Raw genomic sequence first — 22,979 nt, 5'->3', positions numbered from 1 at the left:
GAGTACGAACATGGAGCCATGGCCACCACCGACCGGCAGGCCACGACGCTGGCCCTCGCGCACGCCCTGTCAGCCGCCGAACGCGGACTGGCCGTCATCCCCCTGTCCCGGACGAAACTCCCGGCCCTGCGCTCCCCGCACCGCGACGCCCCGGAACCGGTGGGGCCGCCCTGTCACGGCGAGTGCGGCCGCTTCGGCCACGGCGTGTACGACGCCTCCACCGACCCGGTCCGCATCCGCGAGCTGTTCGCCGCCGCGCCCTGGGCCACCGGCTACGGCATCGCCTGCGGGCTGCCCCCGCACCACCTCATCGGCGTCGACCTCGACACCAAGTCCGGCACGGACTCCTCGGCCGCACTGCGCGAACTGGCCCTGCGGCACCTGTTCACGATCCCCGAGACGGTCGTCGTCCTCACCCCGAGCGGCGGCCGCCACCTGTGGCTGACCGGCCCGCCGGACGTCGTCGTCCCCAACTCGGCCGGCCGGCTGGCCCCGGGCATCGACATCCGGGGCGCCGGCGGTTACCTCGTGGGCCCGGGCTCCCGCACCGCCCACGGCGCGTACGCCGCCGCGCCCGGCACCGCGCACCTGGCCCCCGCCGCCTGCCCGCCGGCCCTGCTGCGCCTGCTGCTGCCCCCGCCCCGCGCCACCCACCCGGCGGCCACGACCACCACCGACCACGGCCGCGGCCTGGTCCAGTTCGTCCTGACCGCACACGCGGGCCAGCGCAACACCCGCCTGTTCTGGGCGGCCTGCCGCGCCTACGAGAACGGGCTCGGCCCCGCCCTGCTCGACCCCCTGGTCGAGGCGGCCGTGCACACCGGCCTGTCCGAGCGCGAGGCCCGCGCGACGATCGCGTCGGCGGCCCGGATGACGGGGCGCCGGGCGTGAGGCGGGGCACCGGGGCGGGGGACGGTACGCCTACGGCGTGTAGACCTGCTCCAGCCGGTCGATGGAACCGTCCGCCCCGGTCTCGTACTTGAACACCAGGCCGGAGTCGGGATGCGCCTTGACCCAGTCCATCAGCTCCCCCACGCCGATGCGCTGGTTCGTGCTGCTGCCGGTGACGGGGTTGGTGGCGGTGACGTACGCGGCCTGGTCCATGGCCCAGCGGGCCTCCTCGCCGCTGACGACGAACGGCTTGCCGTCACTGTCCTTGTCGGCGCATCCCCAGGCGCCGTGCTGGATGACGAGGTTCACCTTGCCGGTGCTGCCCGGAAGTTCCTCGATGCGGTACAGGGCGAACTCGTCCGGGTCGTAGTGGTCCGGGTCCGGCGCCTTGGTCACGCAGCCGGCGGCCGGTGCCGCGGTCTTGCCCGATCCGGTGCCTGATCCGGTGCCCGTGCCCGTGCCCTTGCCGGCGGGCGTCGCGGCCGCGGTGGCGCCCGAACCCGCCGTACTTCCGCCGCTCTTGCCCGTACCGGTGCCGGAGCCCTTGCCGCCTCCGGTGCCGGTGCCCTTGCCAGTGCCCCCTGCCGTGCCGGGTGTCGCCGAACCGGCCGTGGCCCCGGCCTTCGGCGCGTCGGAGGCCCCCGCGGCGGTGTCGTCCCCCTGGCATCCGGTGAGTACGGCGGCCAGCGCTACGGCCGTGAGCGCTACGGCAACGGGTCTGAGGCGATGGGCATTCATCCGGGACGTCCCCCCTGATCACGGGCGGCCCGGTCGGCCGCTCCCGATCGGGACCGTAATGCCCTGCCCGTGCTCAGCGCAGCACCGCAGCAGCCCGTGTCACGGACTCGGGACAGTGCCGTCACCACGCCCGGACCATGTGACGTGAACAGGCCAGGACCGGAAAGCCCCTCCCCCGGGGCGACAGCAACGGCCCCGGACCGGTTCGCCCGGTCCAGGGCCGTTCAACTACGCGGTGGGTGTGGGATTTGAACCCACGGTGACTCGCGCCACGACGGTTTTCAAGACCGTTCCCTTAGGCCGCTCGGGCAACCCACCTCGCCTCCGCCCACCCGGGGTCGGAGCGGGTACAGCGTACCGGGAGCGGGGCGGGCCGTGGGGCCTGGTCCGCTCGGGAGGTGCCGCCGGCCGATCCTGCGCCGGACTTTCCCGAGGGGCCGCGCCCCTGCGCGCGTGCGGGTCAGCTGTCGCCCGCCCGGGAGCCGAGGGTGAGGTCCACCGTGTGCTCCTGGCCGCCGCGCGTGTAGGTGATCGTGACCTTGTCGCCGGGCTTGTGGGTCCAGATCTCGCCGATCAGGGTCGGGCCGCTGTCGATCACGTTGTCGTCGAGCTTGGTGATGACGTCGCCGGGCTTGAGACCGGCCTTGTCGGCCGGGCCGCCCGACTCGACCGGGGCTGCACCGCTCGCGCCCTGGTCGGTGATCTTCGCGCCGTTGGTGGACTCCTCCAGGGAGACGGAGGCGCCGATCTTGGCGTACACCGGCTTGCCGTTCTTGATCAGTTGCTGGGCGACGTACTTGGCCTGGTTGATCGGGATCGCGAAGCCGAGGCCGATCGAACCGGACTGGCCGGAGCCGAATCCGCCGCTGCCGGTGGACTGGATCGCCGAGTTGATGCCGATGACCGAGCCGGAGGAGTCCAGCAGCGGGCCACCCGAGTTGCCGGGGTTGATCGACGCGTCGGTCTGCAGGGCGCTCATGTAGGACGCCTTGCTCGACGAGCTGCCGTCGCTGGAGGCCACGGGGCGGTTCTTGGCACTGATGATGCCCGTGGTGACCGTGTTCGACAGCCCGAAGGGGGCGCCGATGGCGATCGTCTCGTCGCCGACGGCCACCTTGTCCGAGTCACCGAGGGTGAGGGGATTCAGGTCGGAGGGGGCGTTCTTGAGCTTGATGACGGCGACGTCGTAGCCCTGCGCGTGGCCGACGATCTCCGCGTCGTACTTCTTGCCGTTCGGGAAGGTGGCCGTGAGCTTGCCGCCGTCCACCGCGTCCGCCACCACGTGGTTGTTGGTGACGATGTGGCCCTGCTTGTCGAAGACGAAACCGGTGCCTGTGCCACCCTCGCCGCTGGTGCTCTCCGCCTCGATGGTGACGGTGCTCGGCAGCGCCCTGGCAGCCACGTTGGCGATCGTGCCGGGCGCGCGCCTGACCTGAGAGGCGCTGCTGTCGGAGGCGGAGACGGTGGTGGAGCCGTTGTCGTTGTCCTTGGCCAGGGTGTAGCCGAGGCCGCCGCCCAGACCGCCCGCGACCAGCGCGGCCACCAGGACCGCGGCGACCAGCCCACCGCGCCCGTTGCGGGGCTTGGGGGCGGGCTGCTGGTACGACGCGCCCCAGACGGTGCCGGAGCCGGCGTCGCTGTAGGCGGGCGCGGCCGGAGGCGGCCAGGAGCCGTCGGGGGCGGGGCCGGGGTAGCCGGCCGGGGGCTGGTGTCCGCCGGACGGACTCTCGTGGGCCGGTGCGGCCTGCGCCGTACCCTGCTCGGGCGCACCCGGTGTGCCCGGGGGCACCGGCGGAAGCTGGGCCGTCGGCGCTCCGTCGGGCACGGGGCCCTGCGGGGAGGCTGCAGGAGATGCCACCGGCACGGGAGGTACGGACGGTGCCGGGGGTACCGCGTTGCCCTCGTTCTCGGTGCTCACAGCTCTTCTCCTCGATCCACGGCTGTTGTCATAGGTCGCACTCGGTCACGCTCGTTCACGCTGTCGTCGGTCCGTTGCGAACAGCTGTGCATGGTCCTGCGTCGTGCTTGTATGCAGTCAGCTTTTCCCACGGGCCGTCAGAGCACCATAAGCGGTGGCTGTGGGTCCAGGGTCATCCTTTACATAGGACCTTTCTGGCAAAAGTTACATAAAAGGGCATGGCGGGTGCCTCCGTTCGCCGCACGGACCCTCCCGCGCCGCACCGCGTACCCTGCGCGGGTGACACCATGACGCGGTGACCCACGCACCACAGCACCCCATCCAGGTCGTCGCCCACCGGGGCGCCTCCGAAGACGCGCCCGAACACACCCTGGCCGCCTACAAGAAGGCGATCGAGGATGGCGCGGACGCCCTGGAGTGCGACGTACGGCTGACCGCCGACGGCCATCTGGTCTGCGTCCACGACCGCCGGGTGAACCGCACCTCGAACGGCCGCGGGGCCGTCTCCGCCCTGGAGCTGGCCGATCTCGCCGCCCTGGACTTCGGCTCCTGGAAGACGCGCGAGGCCTGGCACGGACGCGACGAGGAGCCCGACTGGGAGCACCGTCCGGAGGATCCGGCGGACACCTCCGTACTCACCCTGGAGCGGCTGCTGGAGCTGGTCGCGGACGCCGGGCGACGGGTGGAACTGGCCATCGAGACCAAGCACCCCACCCGCTGGGCCGGACAGGTGGAGGAGCGGCTGCTGCTCCTGCTGAAGCGGTTCGGGCTGGACGCACCGGCCTCGGCCGCCGAGTCGCAGGTGCGGATCATGAGCTTCTCGGCACGCTCGCTGCAGCGCGTGCGGGCCGCGGCACCGACGCTGCCGACGGTGTACCTGGTCCAGTTCCTCTCGCCGCGGCTGCGCGACGGACGGCTGCCGGCGGGCGTGGGGATCGCGGGCCCCTCGATCCGGATCGTGCGCAACCACCCGGCCTACGTGGAGCGGCTGAAGCGCGCCGGCCACCAGGTCCACGTCTGGACCGTGAACGAGCCCGAGGACGTCGACCTCTGTGTGGAGCTGGGCATCGACGCCATCATCACCAACCGCCCGCGCGCGGTACTGAAGCGACTGGGTCGCTGAACGGGGAAGCCGGCCACAAGAGCCGGGTAAGGACCGGTGCACACCCCTTGACCCGGCCGCCCGGCTCGACGATCCTCCATTCTCGGCCACACCACTGAATTCCAGCCACACGATGACAGGCCCGTCACAGGGAGTGCTCCGGCGCATTCGCTCCGTATGCGGTCGTTGCGAATGCGTCACCGGAAGAGGATTGGCCGGTTTCCGGTACAGGCCAATGGGGCATCCACACCGTGGCGTGGGGCAAAGGAGGTCTCGGGGGTGGCGTTGGTGGTGGCACAGGAGGTGCCCACGTCGTCGAGCATGGCCGTACCCCATGGCCCTGCGGGCGTGGGTAGGGCTAGGCACCGGATGCGTGCGCAGTTGCGCAGCGGCGGGGTGTCGGAATCGGTCATCGACGATGCCGTACTGATCCTTTCGGAACTGTTGAGCAACGCCTGCAAACACGGGCGACCGCTGGGCGACGCGCCGCCCGGGGACGGCGACGTACGCGCCGCCTGGCGGGTGGACACGCGCGGGCGGCTCACCGTGGAGGTGACGGACGGCGGCGGCCCGACCCGCCCGGCTCCGGCCACCCCGTCGGTGACCGCGCACGGCGGCCGCGGGCTGAACATCATCACGGCTCTGGCCGACGACTGGGGCGTCCGGGACGACATCCACGGCGAGGTGACGGTCTGGGTCGTGGTCAACGAGGACGTCCATGATCCGGATGCCGGGCACCGCCCCGGCGGTTTCGCTACGCGCGTCACCTCCTCCACGGTCGTGGCCATGGCCGATCTGGACTTCACGGACGCGTTCGACGACCTGGACTGAACGCGCCGGGTACCCGCGGAACCGGACCGCCCGAGCCGCGCGGAGGCAGGGGAGCCGTCCACAGGTTCACCCCGTCGGCGTCGCCCAAGTGTCCGTTGTCCACAGGTTCCCGTCGGCCGTGGCGCGAACGGCTAGGCTCCCGCCCGTACCAGACGAGCCGTAACCGGGAGACCCCACGATGGCCAAGAAGCGACCCCAGACGAAGGCCAAGCCGCAGATCACGGACGGAGAGATCCCGGTTGTCGGCGCCCGCGAACCCTGCCCCTGCGGCAGCGGCCGGCGCTACAAGGCCTGCCACGGCCGGGCCGCCGCGCACGCCGCGACCGAGCTGGTGCAGCGTCCGTTCGAGGGGCTCCCGGGCGAGTGCGACTGGGTGGCGCTGCGCGAGCTGGTGCCGGCTGCCACGGTGGAGCTGACCCTCAAGAGCGGCCTGCCCGAGGGCGTCCCGTCGGTCACGCTCGCCACGGTGCTGCCGATGGCCTGGCCCGCGCTGCGCCGCGACGACGGCTCGGTCCTGCTCGGCCTGCAGAACGACACGCCCTCCGGCGACATCAGCCGCGACCTCGCCGACACGCTCCGGCGTGCGCTGGAAGCCGCGCCCGGCACGCCGGTGGAGGGCCGTCGCGCCCCGGCCGGGGGTCCGCGCCTGCAGGACCTGCTCGAGCCGGAAGGCGCGTTCGAGCCAGTTGTCCACAGCGGCTTCGAGTTCTGGGTGCCGGACGCGGAGAACGCCACCCCGGACGTGGCCGCCTCCCTGGAGCGGGCCAACGCCGCGGCCATCCCGACCGTGAAGCTGTCCGGCGTGGACGCCGCCTACTGGTGCGAGACCCCCGAGAAGAACCACCTGCGCTGGGTCATGCCGCACCCGGAGGAGCAGCTTCTGGACGCTCTCGCCCGGCTGCACGCGGCCGGCCGCTCCAGCCTCGGCGAGGGCACCCGACTGGTGGGCTCCTTCCGTGCTCACGGCCTCACGGTGCCGGTCTGGGACCTGCCGAGCGGGGTCACGGCCGAGGACGTGGAGAAGCCGGCCGCCGAGTTCGCCGAGCGGCTCGCCGCCGCCCTCGCGGTCACCGAGCCGCTCACGGTCGACGAGCGCCGCGCGCGCGGCGGACTGACCAACCGGCAGGTCACCCTCAGCTGACCGCCCCCGGGGCACGTGTCACGGCTGAACGGTCGGTCAGCCGTGACAGCGGCACCCGGAACAGGTGACTCCTGTCACAACTCCCCGTCGGGACAGGGAAATCGTTGTCCGAATAGCCGAGATCGAATTTGCGAACCGCCGATCTCTTGTTACCGTTCCAATAGCCCGGTTGCTGGTGCATCCCCCGTCGCCAGCAACCGGGCCTTTTCATGTCCGCATCCGGTGCACGGCGCGCCGGGTAGCGTCAACTCCCGTTCCTCTACTCGGAGTTGCTGCCCGAGTGCAGCAGCAGCCGCCCGTCGGTGCCGCGCGCCGAGAACTCGGCGACGGCGCTGTAGCCGTCCAGCGAGCCCCGGGTGCGTCCGCGGGGTGTCTCACAGGTGGCGGGCTCGTCGTCGGTGTCCGTGGCGCAGTGCGTCTGCACGGTCCGGCCACCCGGCTGCATCAGGCTCAGCACGGCGTCCACGGCCTCGCCGGTGGTGTTGCGGTAGTAGGTACGCGCCCAGGTGTCCTCGCCCTGGGTCAGCACACAGGTCTGCGCCTCGACGCCCTCGGGGGAGGAGAGCTCCGGCCCGCAGCGGGCGGCGGTGGCCAGGCCCAGGCCGAGCAGCAGCGGGGAGCGCGTGGGATCGACGGAGGGCATCTTCGCGTCACCGTCCGAGGCCTTGGACGACTTGGCAGACGGCGCGTGCGCGCCGGACCGGCCGCCCGCCGCCGGAGGTCCCGCGGCGTCGCCCACCTGCCCCGCGGACGCCACGGCCAGCGGCAGCACGACGGCGGCCACCACGACGCCCGCGAGGGCGAGCAGACGAAGCCTTCGGGGGTCCGGCCCGCCGCGGTGCGGCGAACGAGTGCCCTGGCCCCCAGAAATGCGCAGCATGTAGCGGAAGATAACGACCATGGACGGACATCGGGCGGCGCCCGCGCCCGACACCCCTACAACTCGGGCGCGCTCACACCCGTACGAGTGAGGACGTCGACCACCGCGTCCACCACTGCCTCCACGTCGGGCACCCAGGGCGAGGCCGACCCCGGCAGCGGCGCGCGCTCCCAGCGGACGGCGCCCTGGCCGGTCTCGGAGGGAGGCAGGGCGAGGTAGCCGCCCTCGCCGTGGAAGCGCAGCGATCCGGGCACGAAGTCCTTGGCGTAGAGCAGCTCGCCGAGCTGCTCCATGGAGTACGGCTTGACGAGCACCGACCAGCGGGTCGGTGCGGCGATCACCGGGCCGAGACGCATCCCCCGCCGGTCGAGCAGGTCGAGGGCGTGGGCCGCCGCGGGCGCCGGCAGGCTGACCGCGCACGGCGCGTTGCCGCCGGTGGCGAGGATGATCGGGGCGCCCGGCCGGTTGCTCCACCACCAGCGCACCATGCGCGCGTCGGTGGTGGCGGCGAGCAGGCCGGGGTCGAAGGGGTGCGCACCGGGCACCGTGCACTCCGGGTCGGGGCACGCACAGCGGGCCCGTCCCTGCGGATCCGGGGCCACGCCCGGGAGCACGGGCCACTGCCATTCCGTCGCGAAGGTCAGAGCCGCGCTGATCAGCTCAGGCCTCCCGTCTTTCCGCCTGGACAGGAGCCTGCGTCGCCTTCCGAGGATCTCGCGCATGAGCGCTCGTTCCTTTCCGTTGCACCGCTGGCAACACCGTGGACCACATCACACCATGTGTCGATCACTTCACTGTGCGTACCTGTTGGCGCATCACACCCCTGCGCACAGCAAGGGGAACCCCAAAGGGTCGAGCGTTGGCCGCGTCCTTAGTGCGTCTATCAAAAGCACGGGTGCGGCGCGGGGGTGGCGAAGTCTGGCGTTTTGCCGTCGCGCGTGTTTCTCTCCGCCTCCGCCAGGGAGGATGGGGCTCGGCCGTCGGTGGCTATGACGCCCGGGTCCGTCGCCAGGTTCCGGGTGGCCCCCAACCACCCCTGGCCTTCACCGAGTACGTACCCATCACGACCGCTGTGACGCTCAGTGGAGCAAGGCCAGTCGACCGCAATGGACCGATACCTGAGGCAGTTTTAAGCCAACTTGGCAGTAAGGCAAGGGTTTCGGAAGAAACCCACATCAGACCCATGGACACCAGGAATCCCCGCAGGACAATGCTGGACATCCCCTCACGAGTGCGTGTACATGTGGAGACACTGCTAGCGGCGCAGAATGACATGGGGGTTTGCGATGCTTCTGAGCAATACGCACCGGTCTGAAAGCCGGACGCCATGAGCGCCCCGCACCCTCCGAAAGTGGCTGGAATCGATCCAGCCGTTCCCCCACCCGCACACACTGTCGCGCCCACACCCGCCGCCCCGGGCGCCGGCCCCTCCCCGGACACCACGCCGCCGGTCAGCAGCACCCCGGCGCCCGCCGGCCCCGCCCCCAGCACCCTGCTCCAGGACCGGCTGGCCACCTGGGTCTCGGACCTCACGACCCTCCACGAACTCACCGAACGCCTGTCCCGCACGGACGCACTCGAGCCCGCCCTCGAGGAGCTGCTGCGCGCCGGAGCCGCCCTCGTCGGCGCGCGACGCGGCCTGGTCGTCCTGGAACCCGCCGGCGGACTCGGTCCCCGCACCTCCCTCGGCCTCGGCCTCGGCCGCGCCGACCTCGGCCACCTGGAGACCGTGCCGCGCGGCTCGCAGCCCTACGGCCCCCTCCTCGACACCGGTGCCGGCGCCGGCACCGCCGAGATCGTGCACGCCGACCTGTTCGCCGAGGAGGGCCTCGACCCCCGCCACCGCGAGGTGGCCGCCCGCCTCGGCTACGCCGCCAGCTACGCCCTGCCCCTGACCGCCGAGTCCGCCGGCCGCCTCGGCGCCGCCGCGTGGCTGTACGACGAGCCCGCCGAGCCGGACGAGCACCACCGCCACCTGATCGGCCTGTACGTCCGCCACGCCGCCGAGCACCTCGCCCTGCTGGTGGAGGTGGAGCGCACGCGCGCGCGTGCGGCGACCCTCGCCGAGGAACTGCTCCCCTCCCGGCTGCCGCGGGTGGCCGGCGTCCAGCTCGCCGCCCGGCACCGCACCGGTCCGCGCGGGGGCGGCGACTGGTACGACGCGCTGCCGCTGCCCGACGCCGCCCTCGGCCTCTCCGTCGGCTCGGTCACCGGCTCGGGCCCCAGCGCGGTGGCCGCCATGGGCCGGCTGCGTGCCTCCCTGCGCGCGTACGCCGTGATGGAGGGCGAGGACCCGGTCGCCGTCCTGTCCGACCTGGAACTGCTGCTGCGCCTGACCGAGCCCGCCCGCTCGGCCACCGCCCTGTTCGCCTACTGCGAGCCCGCCCTGCGCAAGATCACCCTGGCCGGCGCCGGGCACAGCCCGCCCCTGCTGATCGGCGAGCGCCGCACCGAGTTCGCCGAGACCTCCGTCTCCGCTCCGCTCGGCATGCTCGCCTGCTGGGAGGCGCCGAGCGTGGAGATCCAGGCCGAAGCAGGAGAAACCGTCCTGCTCTACACCGACGGGCTGCTGCACCGCACCGGCGACCCCATGGACCGTGCCTTCGCCCGGCTGCACGCGGCCGCCGCGAGCATCCCGCGCCCCCTGCGCCGGGACCCGGGGGCCATCGCCGACCACGTGCTGCGCACCGTCCTGCCCAACGGCCTGGACACGGCCGACAGCGAGGAGGACGTGGTCCTGCTGGCGGCCCGCTTCGACTGAGAGCGCTCCCGCACCGCCTCGCATGGGTGGGCATAACAGGTCTTCCGGCCCCGGGGCGCATCGTGTACGACCGTACGATGATGGAGGTCCCCGCTCGGCCACAAGCATGAGCGTCGCGGGCCCGGGGGGAGATCACATGCGTACCGAGGAGGATCACGTGTCCGACGAGCTCAACCCGGCTGTGCCCGATGAAGCTGCTACCGCAGCGGGCCCGGAAGCTGAGTCCGAGGAGGCCATCAAGCAGCGGAAGAACGGCCTGTACCCGGGCGTCTCCGACGAGCTGGCCGAGAACATGAAGTCCGGGTGGGCCGACACCGAGCTGCACGATCTGCAGCCGATCCCGCAGGCAGCCGAGACCGCCCGTCGCCGTGCCGCGCTCTCCGCGCGCTTCCCGGGCGAGCGCCTCGTCGTCCCCGCGGGCAACCTGAAGACCCGCTCCAACGACACCGAGTACGCCTTCCGCGCCTCGGTCGAGTACGCGTACCTCACCGGCAACCAGACCGAGGACGGCGTCCTGGTCCTGGAGCCGACCGCGGAGGGCCACAAGGAGACGATCTACCTCCTGCCCCGCTCCGACCGCGAGAACGGCGAGTTCTGGCTCTCCGGCCAGGGCGAGCTGTGGGTCGGCCGCCGCCACTCCCTGACCGAGTCCGAGGCGCTCTACGGCATCCCGGCCTCCGACGTGCGCGAGCTGTCCGACGCGCTGCGCGAGGCCACCGGCCCGGTGCGGGTCGTCCGCGGTTACGACGCCGGCATCGAGGCCGCCCTGACCGACAAGGTCACCGCCGAGCGCGACGAGGAGCTGCGGGTCTTCCTCTCCGAGGCCCGGCTGGTCAAGGACGAGTTCGAGATCGGCGAGCTGCAGAAGGCCGTCGACTCCACCGTGCGCGGCTTCGAGGACGTCGTGAAGGTCCTCGACAAGGCCGAGGCGACCAGCGAGCGCTACATCGAAGGCACGTTCTTCCTCCGCGCGCGCGTGGAGGGCAACGACGTCGGCTACGGCTCCATCTGCGCGGCCGGCCCGCACGCCTGCACGCTGCACTGGGTCCGCAACGACGGCCCGGTCCGCTCCGGCGACCTGCTCCTGCTGGACGCGGGCGTGGAGACGCACACGCTGTACACCGCCGACGTCACGCGCACGCTGCCGGTCAACGGCACGTACAGCGAGATCCAGAAGAAGATCTACGACGCGGTGTACGAGTCCCAGGAGGCCGGTATCGCGGCCGTGAAGCCGGGCGCCAAGTACCGCGACTTCCACGACGCCGCCCAGCGCGTGCTCGCCGAGAAGCTCGTCGAGTGGGGCCTGGTCGAGGGCCCGGTCGAGCGCGTCCTGGAGCTGGGCCTGCAGCGCCGCTGGACCCTGCACGGCACCGGCCACATGCTCGGCCTGGACGTCCACGACTGCGCGGCCGCGCGGACCGAGACGTACGTCGACGGCACGCTGGAGCCGGGCATGGTGCTCACCGTCGAGCCGGGCCTGTACTTCCAGGCCGACGACCTGACGGTGCCCGAGGAGTACCGGGGCATCGGCGTCCGCATCGAGGACGACATCCTCGTCACCGAGGACGGCAACCGGAACCTCTCGGACGGCCTGCCGCGCCGCTCCGACGAGGTGGAAGCCTGGATGGCGTCCCTCAAGGGCTGATATGACACTGATGGCCGGGCACCCGGAAGGTGCCCGGCCATCGGCGTGTCCGTACGCGTGCGCGGGATTCACGTGCCTAGGGGGAGGGTTTTCGTGGACGACTTCTGGTCCGGTGTGGGTGTGGACCTGCATCTCGAACCCGACGCGGCCGACGGCCGCCGGGTCGGTCTGGAACGGGCGCTCAGGGACGCCGTACGCGACGGGCGGCTCGCACCCGGCACCCGGCTGCCGGCCACCCGGCGGCTCGCGACGGAACTCGGCATCTCGCGCGGCACGGCGAAGTCGGCGTACGACCAGCTCGTCGCCGAGGGCTATCTCACGGCCCGGCAGGGGTCAGGCACCCGGGTCGCCGAGCTGCCGGCCCTGCGGGAGGAGGCGCCGGGAACGGCGCCACACACGCGTGCGCCGCGTTTCGACCTCCGGCCGGGCAGTCCCGACGTGGGCGCGTTCCCGGCCGCGGCCTGGCTGCGCGCGCTGCGCCGGGCCATAGCGACGGCGCCCTCACTGGCGTACGACTACGGTGACCCGCGCGGCCGGATCGAACTGCGTACCGCGCTCTCGGGCTACCTCGGGCGGGCGCGCGGGGTGCTCGCGCCGCCGGAGCGGATCGTGGTCACCTCCGGGTACGTCCAGGGACTCGCACTCCTCACCCGCGTGCTGGACGGCGCCTCGATCGCGATGGAGGACCCGGGGCTGCCCTTCCACCGGGAGGTGGTGCGGCGCAACGGCGGGACCGTGCTGCCGGTGCGGGTGGACGAGCGCGGGGTCCGTCCGGCAGAACTGGGCGAGGCGGCCGCCGTGGTGGTCACCCCGGCCCACCAGTACCCGACCGGTGTGACCCTGCACCCCGAGCGGCGCCGCGCCCTCACCGACTGGGCACGCGCGCGCGGGGGGCTCATCGTCGAGGACGACTACGACGGCGAGTTCCGCTACGACCGCCAGCCGGTGGGCGCGCTGCAGGGCATGGCCCCGGGCCAGGTCGTCTATCTGGGCACCGCGTCCAAGACCCTCGGACCCGCGCTGCGGCTCGGCTGGATGGTGCTGCCGCCGCAGCTGGTCGACGCGGTCGCCGACGCCAAGCTGCACAGCGACCACCACACCGAGACCATCGGGCAGCTGGCACTCGCCGAGCTGATCGACAGCCACGCCTACGACCGGCACGTACGCGCGTGCCGGCTGCGCTACCGGCGCCGCCGGGACCAGCTGCTGGACCGGCTGGGGGCGCGGCGGAACGTGCGCGGCATCGCGGCCGGGCTGCACGCGCTGATCGACGTCCCCGACGAGGCAGAGGCGGTGGCCCGCGCCGAGGCGGAGGGACTCGCCGTCGGCCGTCTGGGCACCCACTGGCAGACCCCCGCCGAAGGCCGGCCGCAGGGCCTGGTCGTCGGCTACGGCACCCCCCGCGAGCGGGCGTATCCGGAGGCGCTGGAGGTGCTGGCGAAGGTCCTGGAGGCCTGAAGTGGACCAGTGAAGCAGCCATGGATTGGGCCTGCTCATGGAGCCAATGAGCGCCTACCGTCATCGGTATGACGAACCGTCCGCAGCGTTTCCTGGCCCTCGCCCAGCTCGCCAACTCTGTCGGGGACGGCGCCTTCTACGTCACCTCGGCGCTGTACTTCACCCGCGTCGTCGGCCTGGCGCCCGCGCGCGTGGGGCTCGGGCTGACGCTCGCCTGGGCGGTCGGCTCGCTGGTCGGGGTGCCGCTCGGGCGGATCGCCGACCGGCGGGGGGCGCGCGGGACGGCGGTGCTGCTGGCGCTGGGAACCGCGGCGGCAGTCGGGGCGTTCCTCCTGGTGCGGGGGTTCGTGCCGTTCGTCCTCGCCGCCTGTGCCTACGCCTCGGCGCAGTCGGGTCTGGCGGCGGCCCGGCAGGCGCTGCTGGCGGGGCTGGTGCCGGCCGGGGAGCGGACGGGGCTGCTGGCGCGGCTGCAGTCGACGCTGAACGCAGGGCTGGCGGTCGGCGCGGCGCTCGGCGGTCTCGCGCTGAACGCCGGTACGGCGGGGGCGTACCGGGCGGTGCTGATGCTCGACGCGGTGTGCTTCGTGGTGTGCGCGCTGATCCTGCTGCGACTGCCGGCGGTTGCTCCGGCGACGGCGGTGGCTACGCCGGTGCCGGGCGGGCGCCGGGAGCAGCGGTTCGCCGTCCTGCGCGACCGGCCGTACGCGCTCCTCGCGCTGCTCAACGCCGTACTGCTGCTGCGTCTGCCGCTGCTGAGCCTCGCGCTGCCGCTGTGGATCACGGAGCGGACCGGGGCCCCGGCCTGGCTGGCCTCGGCGCTGTTCGTCCTCAACACCGGGGTGGTCACGCTGTTCCAGGTGCGGGCGGCCCGTGCCGTCACCGGGCCGGCCACGGCGGTACGGGCGCTGCGCCGGTCCGGGGTGGTGATGTTCCTGTCCTGCGCGGTGTTCGCGCTGTCGGCGGGCCGGTCCGCGTGGCCCGCGGCAGTGATCCTGGTGGCCGGCGCGGTGCTGCAGGTCGTCGCGGAGATGCAGCAGTCGGCGGGCTCGTGGCAGCTGTCCTTCGACCTCGCCCCGGCCGACCGGATGGGTGAGTACCAGGGCTTCTTCGGCACGGGTGTCACGGTGGCCCGCACCCTCGGTCCACTGGTGGTGACCTCGCTGCTGATGGGCTGGGGCACCCCGGGCTGGCTGCTGCTGGGCGCGCTGATGCCGGTGGCGGCCTGTGCGATGGGGCCGGCGGCCCGCCGGGCCGCCGGCCGTGCCGAACGGACCGTCACCGAGCCGGCCCTCGCGGGCTGACCGGCAACGCGTCCAGGAACAGCGCCCCCGCGAGCAGACCCGCGCTGCCCCGGGGGCTCCACGCCCGCGCGTGCAGGTCGGCGTCGAGCGCGGCCAGTGCCCCGGCGCCGGCCGCCGTCGTCGTACCGCCCGCCTCCAGGACGGCGCGGGCACCCGCCTGCACCTGCCGCAGGCCGATCGGGCCCGCGGTGTGCAGCAGTTCGGTGTCCTGCAGGGTGGACATCACGGTGAGCAGGGCGTCCAGCCGGGCCCGCACCTCGTCGGCACCGCACGCGCGCGCCGCGCCCAACGCGTCCAACGCCCTGCGCACATGCGGAAACCCGGCCCGCGCCTCACCCCGCGCACCCGCGGCCCCGAACCTGACGGAGACGGCGGAGCCCCTGGTGGGCCTGGCCGGCGCCCCACGGTCGGGGTGAACGGCGATCTGCCGGGCGAGCGCGGTGATCCGGTGGGCCTGGGCACGGGGGTCCCGGGCGGGTCTGTCGGGCTCGCGGCCGGTCCCGGGCTCACGGACGGCCCCGGAGACACCGGTGGTCCCGGACCGGCGGGCAGCACCGCCGACCCCTCGGCCGCGCGCGCCCGACGCCGAACCACCGGCACCGGCACCGGACCCCCGACCGCCCGCGACCGACACCGAACCACCGGCACCGGACCCGCGACCGCCCGCCCCCGACTCCACCGCCACCGCGGCGACCAGCAGGCCCAGGACCCACAGGGCTCCCCGGTGGCCGCCGCCCGCCAGGCCGACGGTGTGTTCGGTGCAGCGGCCGATCGCGCCGAGTTCCGCGCGCAGTACCGGTGTGGGCTCGGCGGTGCGGCGGGCCGCGGCGGCCATCGCCGCGAGGCCGGGGGTGAGCGCCTTGGCGGACCAGCGCAGGGTGTGGTGGTCCGCGTGGACGGTCCGGGCGTTCAGGTCGCGCGGGTCGGGCAGTCCCGGCTTGGGGGTCAGCGCCAGCTGACCGGTGAGCGCGGCCACCGCGGCCCGCGCCAGCGCCTCGTCCTCGCGGGTGTTCATCGCCCTCCCCGAGCGGTCAGGAGGACGTCGAGGGAGAGGGGGTGCCGGTCGGCGGGGCTCCCGTGGGGGCGCCGCTCGGCGGGGTGCCCCCGCCGCCGCTGCCGGCGCCGGTGTTCTCCGCGTCCGGGTCGATGCCCAGTGTCAGGAAGCCCCTGTACCCCTTGGACGGGTCGCTCTTGTGCACCGGCTCGAGGGTGAGCAGACCGCTGGAGGCGCCTGCTCCGTCATAGACCATGTCGTCGGCCAGGGTGGTGTAGCTGCCCGTGTGCCTGGAGTACGGCTCCAGGGCGAAGATCGCCTCGGCGATGCCGTCGTCGAAGAACAGCTGGCCGGTGTGATTGACCTTGCCGCCCTCGTAGGTGCCGTCGGCCTTCTTGCCGCCGGTGTGCACCTTGACGTGGATGTGGCAGGTGCGCGGGGTGTACCAGCCGGGGAAGATCGTCTCGAACTTCACGACCCCGTTGGCGTTGGCGATCTGATAGCCGCGCAGATACGTGCTGTCGTTCGCGCTGTCGCCCTCCTCGCTCTCGGCCGGGGCCGAGCCGCCCGGGTCGGCGGTGGTGTAGCCGGAGTAGTAGCCCCAGGCGTCGCAGTGCCAGATCTCGACGGCCGCACCGGAGACCGGCGTACAGCCGTCGGTGGCGTCCACGACCGTGAGCCGCAGGGTCAGCGGGACACCGCTCTTGCCCTCGGTGATGTCCTTGCGCACCAAGGCACCATCGAGGTGGTACGGCCCCTCCGTGACGCTCGACGTCAGCTGCATGCAGGTGCCGCTGGTCGAGGTCGCCGAGGCCGTCGCGCTCGCCTCGGCGTCCGTGACCGTGTCGGCGAAGGCCGACTGGTAGCCGGCGGCGGCGAGGCCGCCGGCCGCCACCGTGCCCCCGGTGACCGCGAGGGCCCGGCGCCGGGTGATCGAGGTGTTTCTGTGTTTTCCCGTCATGGCCGAGGAAGTTAGGAAGGCCGCTTGTCAGTCCGATGGGCACGACCTGGGAAACCGCTGTGAAGGAAGGGAAGTACGAGAAGAAAGCAGAAAACTCACCCTTGGGCGAGAAAGTGCCTTACGGGACCGGAGCGTGGTCGTGCAGCACGCGCTGGAAGAGCCGGCAGTCGCACCATTCCCCGTTGATGTGGAGGTAATCGGGCGCAAGTCCGATCGTCTCGAATCCGCATTTCGTCAGAACCCGCTGCGAACCGGTGTTGTCGGTCAGTGTGGACGCCTCGATCCGGTGCAGTCCGATCGTGTCCCGGGCGATGCGGCAGACCTGCTCCACCGCGGAGCTGGCCAGCCCCCTGTTCTGCTGGTCGGCGGCCACCCAGTACCCGAGATAGGAACTGCAGAAGGGGCCGTGCGAAATACCGGACAAAGTGATCGCCCCGACGATCCTGCCGTCCGGAGCCTCGAACACCCAGGGCACCAACGCGCCCTCGGTGAACTGCCGCAGCAGCCCGTCGATACGCTCCGCCTGCCCCTCGGTGGTGAAGAAGGATTCCGGCCTGACCGGCTCCCAGGGTTCCAGGTGTTTACGGTTCTCCGTATAGGCGGAGGCGAGCGCGAAAGCGTCGGCCGCGGCGAGCGGACGCAGGATCACTCCGCCTGCTATTTTCTCGTGCTGCAATTCCAGGTCTCTGCCATGCATGCGCGCACCATAGCCGCGCGGACTCAGGGGAGGGACCGTCATGCCGTAAGCAGGGAAGGATCTTTCTTCCACTTGAGCATCTTGTCGAAGCTCACCACCGTCCCGCCCCGGCCCGGCTTGGCACCGATGTGCACGTGATCGGCGAGTTCCCGGATCAGACAGAGCCCGCGGCCGTGCTCGGCGTCCGCACGGGCGGGCTTGATGTCCTGGGTGCGGGTGAACCCGGGCCCGGCATCGGCCACCTCGATCCGGCACTTCTCGCCGTCGAGGTAGGCGGTCACCCGGTAGGCCTCCGAGGAGCCGTCGCGCGAGCCCCCGCCGTGCTCGACCGCGTTCGCGCAGGCCTCGCTGAGGGCGACGGACAGGTCGTAGGAGACGTCCGGGTCGACACCCGCCGTCTCCATCGTGCCGATCAGCAGCCGCCTGGCGAGCGGGACGCTCGCAGCCTCGCGCCTCAGATGGAGTGACCACCAGATGCTCATGCTCCAGCCTCCTGGACGCGGCTCGACATACCGTTACGTATTGCCGCCCGTGCACGGCCGTAAGCACACCGTTGACGTGACTCCGCCCATACGGTCGATGCATCCCCGGAGGAATCGGTGTATGAGGGCAGGTCCCCGGGCGGAGGATGATCTTCCGTTCTTTTCGGTGATCTTTTTCGCCGAGGCCGGATTCCGCGCCCTGCCGTAGGGACCGGGTAAGGCCAGTGCGATGATGAGGCCGCCATGACTGCCCCTCACCCGCGCACGGCGCGCTCCGGAGCCGGACTCCGGTTCCTGCGGGCCGCGGTGTTCGCCGCGGTCTGTGTCGCGCTGGCCGCGGCCGGGCACACACTGGCCTCCTGCGCGCGCGTGCCGCTGTGGACGCTCGGCGCGGGATTCCTGGGCTCCCTGCTGCTCGTGGCACCGCTCGCCGGACGGCAGCGCTCGCTGCCCGGCATCGCCGCGCTCCTCGCGCTCGGCCAGACCGTGCTGCACACGCTGTTCGGGCTGGGGCAGCACGGGACGACCGGCGCGATGCCGATGAGTTCGGCCGACGGGTCGCTGAGCAGCGGTGTCCTCGTCGAACGGGCCGCCCGGCTCGTGTGCGGGTCCAGCCCCTCGGCGCTCACCCCCGGGCACGCCTACCGGCTCCTGCTCGACGCGCACCTCATCGACCCCTCGGGCCGGGCCGTGGGCGCCACGCCGGCCATGCACCACATGGCCGACGCCACCGGTTTCTCGGCGTCGCTGCTGCCCTCCCTGCCGATGCTGCTCGGCCACGTCCTCGCGGCACTCGCCGCCGGATGGCTGCTGCGCCGCGGCGACCTGGCCGTGCTGCGGCTGATCGCGCTGTCGGCGCACGGAGTCGCAGAGGGGGCGCTCGTACGATCCCTGCGCGGGGCGCTGGCACTGGCGTGCGCCCTGTGCGCCGGGCTGCTGCCCGCGGCCGAGCCGGGCCCGCGGGGCCGTCGTACCGACCGGGACGAGGAACCCGCCCCGCACACCACCGCGCTCCAGCACACGGTGATCCGGCGCGGCCCGCCCGCCGCCGCGTTCCTCCTCGCCGCCTGACACGACGCGACCATCAACTCCACCGGAGCCGGAAACGGAGAACCGGACGGGAGGGGCCGCCGTCGTGCGGCACGCGCGCGTGCGCACATCGGACTCACGGCACCACGAGTGGTACCGCCACGCGCACGCGTACTCCTGATCACCACCGGAACTCACTCGGAGTGGAGTGCTCCCCGCCATGAAGGCTTCTCGTATCGCCGCCGCCGCTGCCGTCGCGGGCACGGCCGTTCTCACGCTGTCCGCCCCCGCCTTCGCGCACGTCAGCGTGCAGCCCGAAGGCACCGCGGCCAAGGGCGGCTACGCGATCGTCGACTTCAAGGTCCCCAACGAGCGGGACGACGCCTCGACCACCAAGCTCGAGGTGACCTTCCCCGCCGACCACCCGCTGGCCTCCGTCATGCCCGAGCCGCTCGCCGGCTGGAACGTCAAGGTCACCAAGTCCAAGCTCGACAAGCCGCTGACCCTGCACGGCGAGAAGATCGACGAGGCCGTCACCAAGGTCACCTGGACCGCCGACGGCAAGGGCGTCGAGCCCGGCTACTTCCAGAAGTTCCCGCTGTCCGTCGGCGCCCTGCCCGAGGACACCGACCAGCTCGTGTTCAAGGCGATCCAGACGTACTCCGACAAGGAGGTCGTGCGCTGGATCGAGGTGCCGCAGGAGGGCCACGCCGAGCCGGAGAACCCGGCCCCGGTGCTGGAGCTGTCCGCCGCCACCGGCGACCACCACGGCACCGCGGCCGCCGAGGACGCCTCCGACAAGTCCGAGGGCAAGGCCGACGGCAAGAACGAGACGACCGCCGCCGACGAGGACGCGAAGGGCGGCAGCGACACCACCGCGCGCGTGCTCGGCGTGGTCGGCATCGTCATCGGTGCCGCGGGCGTGGCCTACGGCGTCCTCGCCGGCCGGCGCCGGACCGCCTGACCCACCGTTCCGCATGCGCACCAGGGGTCGTGCGAGGCTGTCGTACGACCCCGGTGCGCACCGGAGTTCTCACATCTGGGACATTTTTCTATGCGCAAGAAGACCTTCGCCGCGGCCGCGCTGCTCGCCGCCGCCACCCTGACCCTCTCCGCCTGCGGCACCGGTGGTGACGGAAAGTCGCCCGTCGCCGTGGTCTCCGAGGAGACCGACTCGGGCAAGGCCGCGACCGTCCTCGACCAGCCGTTCGAGAAGCCCGATCTGGTCCTCACCGACACGCACGGCAAGAAGTACGACCTGCGTGCCGAGACCAAGGGCCACCCGACCCTGGTCTACTTCGGCTACACGCACTGCCCCGACATCTGCCCGACGACGATGAGCAACATCGCCGTCGCCAAGAAGGCGCTGCCCAAGGCCGCGCAGAACGACCTCAGGGTCGTCTTCGTCACCACCGACCCCGACCGCGACACCCCCGCCGAACTGGGCAAGTGGCTCAAGGGCATCGACACCCAGTTCATCGGCCTGACCGGCGACTTCTCCACCATCCAGGCCGGCGCCCGCTCCCTGGGCATCTCCATCGAGCCGACGAAGAAGGACAAGAACGGCAAGGCGGTCTCGGTGCACGGCACACAGGTCATCGCGTTCTCGCCGAAGACCGACGGGGGTTACGTCCTCTACGGCGAGGACGCCACGGTCGACGACTACACCAAGGACCTGCCGAAGCTCGTCGAGGGAGCCAAGCCGTGAGGCGTGCCGTCCTGACCGCCGCCGCACTCGCGGGCGCCCTCGCACTCGCCGGCTGCGGCACCGGCTCCGACTCCGGCTCGAGCTCCGCCAAGGCCGAGCTGTCGGTGCGGTCGTCCTACATGCCCCAGCCGGTCTCCGCCGACATGGCCGCCGGGTTCCTGACGATCACCAACAGGGGCGGCGCGAAGGACGAGCTGACCTCGGTCACCAGTGACGTCGCCGGCCAGGTCACCATGCACAGCACCGTCGGCGGGGCCATGGCGGAGAAGACCTCCTTCGCCGTCCCGGCGCATGGTCAACTCGTGTTCAAAAGCGGTGGCAACCACCTGATGTTCGAGAAGCTGAAGCGCAGGCCGGAGCAGGGGCAGAAGGTCACCCTGAAGCTCACCTTCGCCAAGTCCGGACCCCTCACCGTCGAGATGCCGGTGGAGTCCGCCACGTACAACCCGTCGACCGGCCACTGAGGGAGGGACCACCTTGACCCGGACCATCACCCCCCGCCTGCGGACCCTGGTGCTGCTGCTTCTCGCCGTCGCCGGCGCGCTGCTCGCGGGCGCCGGACCGGCCTCCGCGCATGCCGCACTGACCGGCAGCGACCCCGCTCAGGGGGTGGTGGTCGACAAGGCGCCCACCCAGGTGTCGCTCACCTTCTCCGAGAAGGTGGCGATGAACGACGACTCGCTGCAGGTCCTCGACCCCAAGGGCAAGAAGGCCCAGGTGGGCGCGCCCGCCAACGTGAGCGGGACGACGTACGCCGTGCAGCTGAAGAGCGGCCTGGCCAAGGGCACCTACACGGTCGCCTACCAGGTCGTCTCGGCGGACAGCCACCCCGTCTCCGGTGCCTTCACCTTCTCCATCGGGGCGCCCTCGCAGACCGTCGTCTCCGGGGTCGGGACCGCGGCGAACGACACGGCCGTCGGCTGGCTCTACGCGTTCGGACGGTACGTCTCGTACGCCGGCTTCATCGTGCTGGCGGGCGGTGCCGCGTTCGTACTGGCCTGCTGGCAGCGCGGCTCGGGCGTACGGGCCCTGCAGCGGCTCGTGGTCGGCGGCTGGCTCGCGCTCACCGCGGCCACCCTGTGGCTGCTGCTCCTGCGCGGCTCCTACACCTCCTCCGGGAAGTTCGGGGACGTCTTCGACCTCGACCTGCTCGGCCAGGTGCTGCAGACCAAGACCGGCGCCGCGCTGGTCTCCCGGCTGCTGCTGCTCGCCGCCGCCGCACTGTTCATCGCCGTCCTCTTCGGCGCCTACAACCGCCGGGAGGAGGCCGAGGAGAAGCGTGACCTGACCTTCGGGCTCGCCATCGGCGGAGTGGTCGTGGCCGCCGGTCTCGCGGCGAGCTGGGCCATGGCCGAGCACGCCTCCACCGGGCTCCAGCCAGGCATCGCCATGCCCGTCGACGTCCTCCACCTGCTGGCCGTCGCCGCCTGGCTGGGCGGTCTGACCGCCCTGCTCGTCGCCCTGTACCGGGCCCCCGCGGACACGCCGGTCGAGACGGCCGCCGTCCACCGGTTCTCCCGCCTCGCGTTCGGCTCCGTCCTCGCCCTGGTCGCCACCGGCACCTATCAGTCCTGGCGCCAGCTCGGCTCCTGGTCCGCGTTCACCGAGACCCGGTACGGACAGCTGCTGCTGGTCAAGATCGGGCTGGTGGCGCTGCTGGTGGGGATCGCGTGGATCTCGCGGCGCTGGACGGGACGTCTGGCCAACGCCACCGACACGGTCACCGCCGCCAGGAAGGCGAAGCGGTCCGGGAAGGAAGGCGCCGGGGAACACGAGAAGGAGCGCGTCTCCGCGTCCAAGGCCACCGCCGGCAAGGGCAGCGACAAGAACACCGGCAAGGGCGCCGTCCCCGGTGACGGCAAGCGCGCCGCCCAGCTCGCCCGGCAGCGGACCGCGGTGGAGACCGCCCGGCAGAAGCGGCTGCGGGACGCCGACGCGAACCGCTTCGGTCTGCGCCGCTCGGTGCTCGCCGAGGCCGGCGTCGCGGTCGTGCTGCTCGCCGTCACCACCTGGCTCACCCAGACCGAGCCGGGCCGCACCGAGCTGGAGGCCAAGGCGGCCACGTCGTCCTCGTCCTCCTCCGCGTCGAGTTCCTCGGGCACGCTGACCCTGGACATGCCCTTCGACACCGGCGGCACCGACGGCAAGGGCCTCGTCCGGGTCGACCTCGACCCCGCCCGCGTGGGCGGCAACGAGATGCACGTCTACGTCCAGCGGCCCAACGGGCGCGCCTTCGACATCCCCGAGGTGAAGGTCGCCTTCACCCTCACGGCGAAGAAGATCGGGCCGCTTCCGGTGACCCCCGACCACATCACCACCGGCCACTGGTCCGCGAGCAGCGTGCAGATCCCCATGGCGGGCGACTGGAAGGTCGCCGTGACCGTGCGGACCTCCGACATCGACCAGGTGACCGTCTCCAAGAACGCGCAGATCGGCTGAACC

Annotated in this window: 21 protein-coding genes and 1 tRNA gene; 13 read left to right on the top strand and 9 right to left on the bottom strand. The window is 72.3% G+C overall.

What is annotated here, in order from left to right:
- Positions 1 to 18 precede the first annotated feature (18 nt).
- Complete coding sequence (locus AC07DS_RS09450) at positions 19 to 891, top strand: bifunctional DNA primase/polymerase (protein WP_479143880.1); 873 nt, start codon at positions 19 to 21, stop codon at positions 889 to 891.
- A gap of 30 nt (positions 892 to 921) precedes the next feature.
- Here AC07DS_RS09450 and AC07DS_RS09445 read toward each other — a convergent pair whose 3' ends face one another.
- From AC07DS_RS09445 to AC07DS_RS09435, 3 genes are all read right to left on the bottom strand, one after another.
- Positions 922 to 1,629: a hypothetical protein gene (locus AC07DS_RS09445; protein WP_479143879.1), complete on the bottom strand. Its 708-nt coding sequence runs from the start codon at positions 1,627 to 1,629 to the stop codon at positions 922 to 924.
- 233 nt (positions 1,630 to 1,862) lie between these two features.
- Positions 1,863 to 1,947 (bottom strand) — tRNA-Ser (locus tag AC07DS_RS09440).
- Between the two features lie 142 nt (positions 1,948 to 2,089).
- Complete coding sequence (locus AC07DS_RS09435) at positions 2,090 to 3,547, bottom strand: S1C family serine protease (RefSeq protein ID WP_479143878.1); 1,458 nt, start codon at positions 3,545 to 3,547, stop codon at positions 2,090 to 2,092.
- A gap of 295 nt (positions 3,548 to 3,842) precedes the next feature.
- Here AC07DS_RS09435 and AC07DS_RS09430 point away from each other — a divergent pair, with 295 nt between their 5' ends.
- The 3 genes from AC07DS_RS09430 (at position 3,843) to AC07DS_RS09420 (ending at position 6,621) form a co-directional block, all read left to right on the top strand.
- Positions 3,843 to 4,670, top strand: coding sequence for a glycerophosphodiester phosphodiesterase (locus tag AC07DS_RS09430; protein WP_479143877.1), 828 nt, complete (start codon positions 3,843 to 3,845; stop codon positions 4,668 to 4,670).
- Between the two features lie 171 nt (positions 4,671 to 4,841).
- On the top strand, positions 4,842 to 5,480 hold the full coding sequence (locus AC07DS_RS09425; protein WP_479143876.1) for an ATP-binding protein: 639 nt from the start codon (positions 4,842 to 4,844) through the stop codon (positions 5,478 to 5,480).
- Between the two features lie 178 nt (positions 5,481 to 5,658).
- A complete protein-coding gene (locus AC07DS_RS09420) occupies positions 5,659 to 6,621 on the top strand; it encodes a DUF5926 family protein (RefSeq protein ID WP_479143875.1) in 963 nt (320 codons plus the stop codon).
- A 259-nt stretch (positions 6,622 to 6,880) separates the two neighbouring features.
- On the opposite strand, the gene AC07DS_RS09415 is transcribed toward AC07DS_RS09420, so the two are convergent.
- Together AC07DS_RS09415 and AC07DS_RS09410 are read right to left on the bottom strand one after the other, a co-directional pair.
- Positions 6,881 to 7,501: a hypothetical protein gene (locus AC07DS_RS09415; protein WP_479143874.1), complete on the bottom strand. Its 621-nt coding sequence runs from the start codon at positions 7,499 to 7,501 to the stop codon at positions 6,881 to 6,883.
- 56 nt (positions 7,502 to 7,557) lie between these two features.
- On the bottom strand, positions 7,558 to 8,223 hold the full coding sequence (locus AC07DS_RS09410; protein WP_479143873.1) for a bifunctional DNA primase/polymerase: 666 nt from the start codon (positions 8,221 to 8,223) through the stop codon (positions 7,558 to 7,560).
- Between the two features lie 605 nt (positions 8,224 to 8,828).
- Here AC07DS_RS09410 and AC07DS_RS09405 point away from each other — a divergent pair.
- The 4 genes from AC07DS_RS09405 to AC07DS_RS09390 all read left to right on the top strand — a co-directional run bounded on the left by AC07DS_RS09405 (position 8,829) and on the right by AC07DS_RS09390 (position 14,666).
- Positions 8,829 to 10,262 carry a PP2C family protein-serine/threonine phosphatase gene (locus AC07DS_RS09405; RefSeq protein WP_479143872.1) on the top strand — a complete coding sequence of 478 codons (1,434 nt, stop codon included), beginning with the start codon at positions 8,829 to 8,831 and terminating at the stop codon, positions 10,260 to 10,262.
- Positions 10,263 to 10,398: 136 nt separating this feature from the next.
- Positions 10,399 to 11,907 carry an aminopeptidase P family protein gene (locus tag AC07DS_RS09400; RefSeq protein WP_479143871.1) on the top strand — a complete coding sequence of 503 codons (1,509 nt, stop codon included), beginning with the start codon at positions 10,399 to 10,401 and terminating at the stop codon, positions 11,905 to 11,907.
- 93 nt (positions 11,908 to 12,000) lie between these two features.
- Positions 12,001 to 13,365, top strand: coding sequence for a MocR-like pyridoxine biosynthesis transcription factor PdxR (gene pdxR, locus AC07DS_RS09395; protein ID WP_336116388.1), 1,365 nt, complete (start codon positions 12,001 to 12,003; stop codon positions 13,363 to 13,365).
- A gap of 68 nt (positions 13,366 to 13,433) precedes the next feature.
- Positions 13,434 to 14,666 carry an MFS transporter gene (locus AC07DS_RS09390; protein ID WP_479143870.1) on the top strand — a complete coding sequence of 411 codons (1,233 nt, stop codon included), beginning with the start codon at positions 13,434 to 13,436 and terminating at the stop codon, positions 14,664 to 14,666.
- On the opposite strand, the gene AC07DS_RS09385 is transcribed toward AC07DS_RS09390, so the two are convergent.
- From AC07DS_RS09385 to AC07DS_RS09370, 4 genes are all read right to left on the bottom strand, one after another.
- Positions 14,641 to 15,681 (bottom strand): triphosphoribosyl-dephospho-CoA synthase, encoded by a 1,041-nt coding sequence (locus AC07DS_RS09385; RefSeq protein WP_479143869.1) that lies wholly within the window; start codon positions 15,679 to 15,681, stop codon positions 14,641 to 14,643. The genes AC07DS_RS09390 and AC07DS_RS09385 overlap by 26 nt on opposite strands.
- A gap of 16 nt (positions 15,682 to 15,697) precedes the next feature.
- Positions 15,698 to 16,621, bottom strand: a complete 924-nt coding sequence (locus AC07DS_RS09380) for an intradiol ring-cleavage dioxygenase (protein ID WP_479143868.1) — start codon at positions 16,619 to 16,621, stop codon at positions 15,698 to 15,700.
- A gap of 118 nt (positions 16,622 to 16,739) precedes the next feature.
- Complete coding sequence (locus tag AC07DS_RS09375) at positions 16,740 to 17,318, bottom strand: GNAT family N-acetyltransferase (RefSeq protein WP_479143867.1); 579 nt, start codon at positions 17,316 to 17,318, stop codon at positions 16,740 to 16,742.
- A gap of 38 nt (positions 17,319 to 17,356) precedes the next feature.
- Positions 17,357 to 17,800: an ATP-binding protein gene (locus AC07DS_RS09370; protein ID WP_479143866.1), complete on the bottom strand. Its 444-nt coding sequence runs from the start codon at positions 17,798 to 17,800 to the stop codon at positions 17,357 to 17,359.
- Between the two features lie 243 nt (positions 17,801 to 18,043).
- On the opposite strand from AC07DS_RS09370, the gene AC07DS_RS09365 reads away from it, so the two are divergent.
- The 5 genes from AC07DS_RS09365 to AC07DS_RS09345 all read left to right on the top strand — a co-directional run bounded on the left by AC07DS_RS09365 (position 18,044) and on the right by AC07DS_RS09345 (position 22,976).
- Entirely contained in the window at positions 18,044 to 18,871 is an 828-nt protein-coding gene (locus tag AC07DS_RS09365; RefSeq protein ID WP_479143865.1) for a hypothetical protein, read from the top strand.
- A gap of 178 nt (positions 18,872 to 19,049) precedes the next feature.
- On the top strand, positions 19,050 to 19,793 hold the full coding sequence (locus tag AC07DS_RS09360) for a YcnI family copper-binding membrane protein (protein ID WP_479143864.1): 744 nt from the start codon (positions 19,050 to 19,052) through the stop codon (positions 19,791 to 19,793).
- Positions 19,794 to 19,883: 90 nt separating this feature from the next.
- The gene (locus AC07DS_RS09355; RefSeq protein WP_479143863.1) at positions 19,884 to 20,537 is read left to right on the top strand and encodes an SCO family protein; all 654 of its coding nucleotides are present in this window, start codon (positions 19,884 to 19,886) and stop codon (positions 20,535 to 20,537) included.
- The gene (locus AC07DS_RS09350) at positions 20,534 to 21,001 is read left to right on the top strand and encodes a copper chaperone PCu(A)C (protein WP_479143862.1); all 468 of its coding nucleotides are present in this window, start codon (positions 20,534 to 20,536) and stop codon (positions 20,999 to 21,001) included. The genes AC07DS_RS09355 and AC07DS_RS09350 overlap by 4 nt, the downstream gene beginning before the upstream one ends.
- A gap of 13 nt (positions 21,002 to 21,014) precedes the next feature.
- On the top strand, positions 21,015 to 22,976 hold the full coding sequence (locus tag AC07DS_RS09345; protein WP_479143861.1) for a copper resistance CopC/CopD family protein: 1,962 nt from the start codon (positions 21,015 to 21,017) through the stop codon (positions 22,974 to 22,976).
- Positions 22,977 to 22,979 lie beyond the last annotated feature (3 nt).

This window comes from Streptomyces sp. NPDC044064, from assembly GCF_056434245.1.
This window is presented reverse-complemented; position numbering and strand designations above follow the sequence as displayed.

Bases quoted from the DNA above. Each gene is read 5' to 3' on its own strand.
- AC07DS_RS09450 (WP_479143880.1), top strand. From the start codon at position 19: ATGGCCACCACCGACCGGCAGGCCACGACGCTGGCCCTCGCGCACGCC.
- AC07DS_RS09445 (WP_479143879.1), bottom strand. From the start codon at position 1,629: ATGAATGCCCATCGCCTCAGACCCGTTGCCGTAGCGCTCACGGCCGTA.
- AC07DS_RS09425 (WP_479143876.1), top strand. From the start codon at position 4,842: ATGCGTCACCGGAAGAGGATTGGCCGGTTTCCGGTACAGGCCAATGGG.
- AC07DS_RS09420 (WP_479143875.1), top strand. From the start codon at position 5,659: ATGGCCAAGAAGCGACCCCAGACGAAGGCCAAGCCGCAGATCACGGAC.
- AC07DS_RS09415 (WP_479143874.1), bottom strand. From the start codon at position 7,501: ATGCTGCGCATTTCTGGGGGCCAGGGCACTCGTTCGCCGCACCGCGGC.
- AC07DS_RS09410 (WP_479143873.1), bottom strand. From the start codon at position 8,223: ATGCGCGAGATCCTCGGAAGGCGACGCAGGCTCCTGTCCAGGCGGAAA.
- AC07DS_RS09405 (WP_479143872.1), top strand. From the start codon at position 8,829: ATGAGCGCCCCGCACCCTCCGAAAGTGGCTGGAATCGATCCAGCCGTT.
- AC07DS_RS09400 (WP_479143871.1), top strand. From the start codon at position 10,399: ATGCGTACCGAGGAGGATCACGTGTCCGACGAGCTCAACCCGGCTGTG.
- AC07DS_RS09390 (WP_479143870.1), top strand. From the start codon at position 13,434: ATGACGAACCGTCCGCAGCGTTTCCTGGCCCTCGCCCAGCTCGCCAAC.
- AC07DS_RS09385 (WP_479143869.1), bottom strand. From the start codon at position 15,681: ATGAACACCCGCGAGGACGAGGCGCTGGCGCGGGCCGCGGTGGCCGCG.
- AC07DS_RS09380 (WP_479143868.1), bottom strand. From the start codon at position 16,621: ATGACGGGAAAACACAGAAACACCTCGATCACCCGGCGCCGGGCCCTC.
- AC07DS_RS09375 (WP_479143867.1), bottom strand. From the start codon at position 17,318: ATGCATGGCAGAGACCTGGAATTGCAGCACGAGAAAATAGCAGGCGGA.
- AC07DS_RS09370 (WP_479143866.1), bottom strand. From the start codon at position 17,800: ATGAGCATCTGGTGGTCACTCCATCTGAGGCGCGAGGCTGCGAGCGTC.
- AC07DS_RS09365 (WP_479143865.1), top strand. From the start codon at position 18,044: ATGACTGCCCCTCACCCGCGCACGGCGCGCTCCGGAGCCGGACTCCGG.
- AC07DS_RS09360 (WP_479143864.1), top strand. From the start codon at position 19,050: ATGAAGGCTTCTCGTATCGCCGCCGCCGCTGCCGTCGCGGGCACGGCC.
- AC07DS_RS09355 (WP_479143863.1), top strand. From the start codon at position 19,884: ATGCGCAAGAAGACCTTCGCCGCGGCCGCGCTGCTCGCCGCCGCCACC.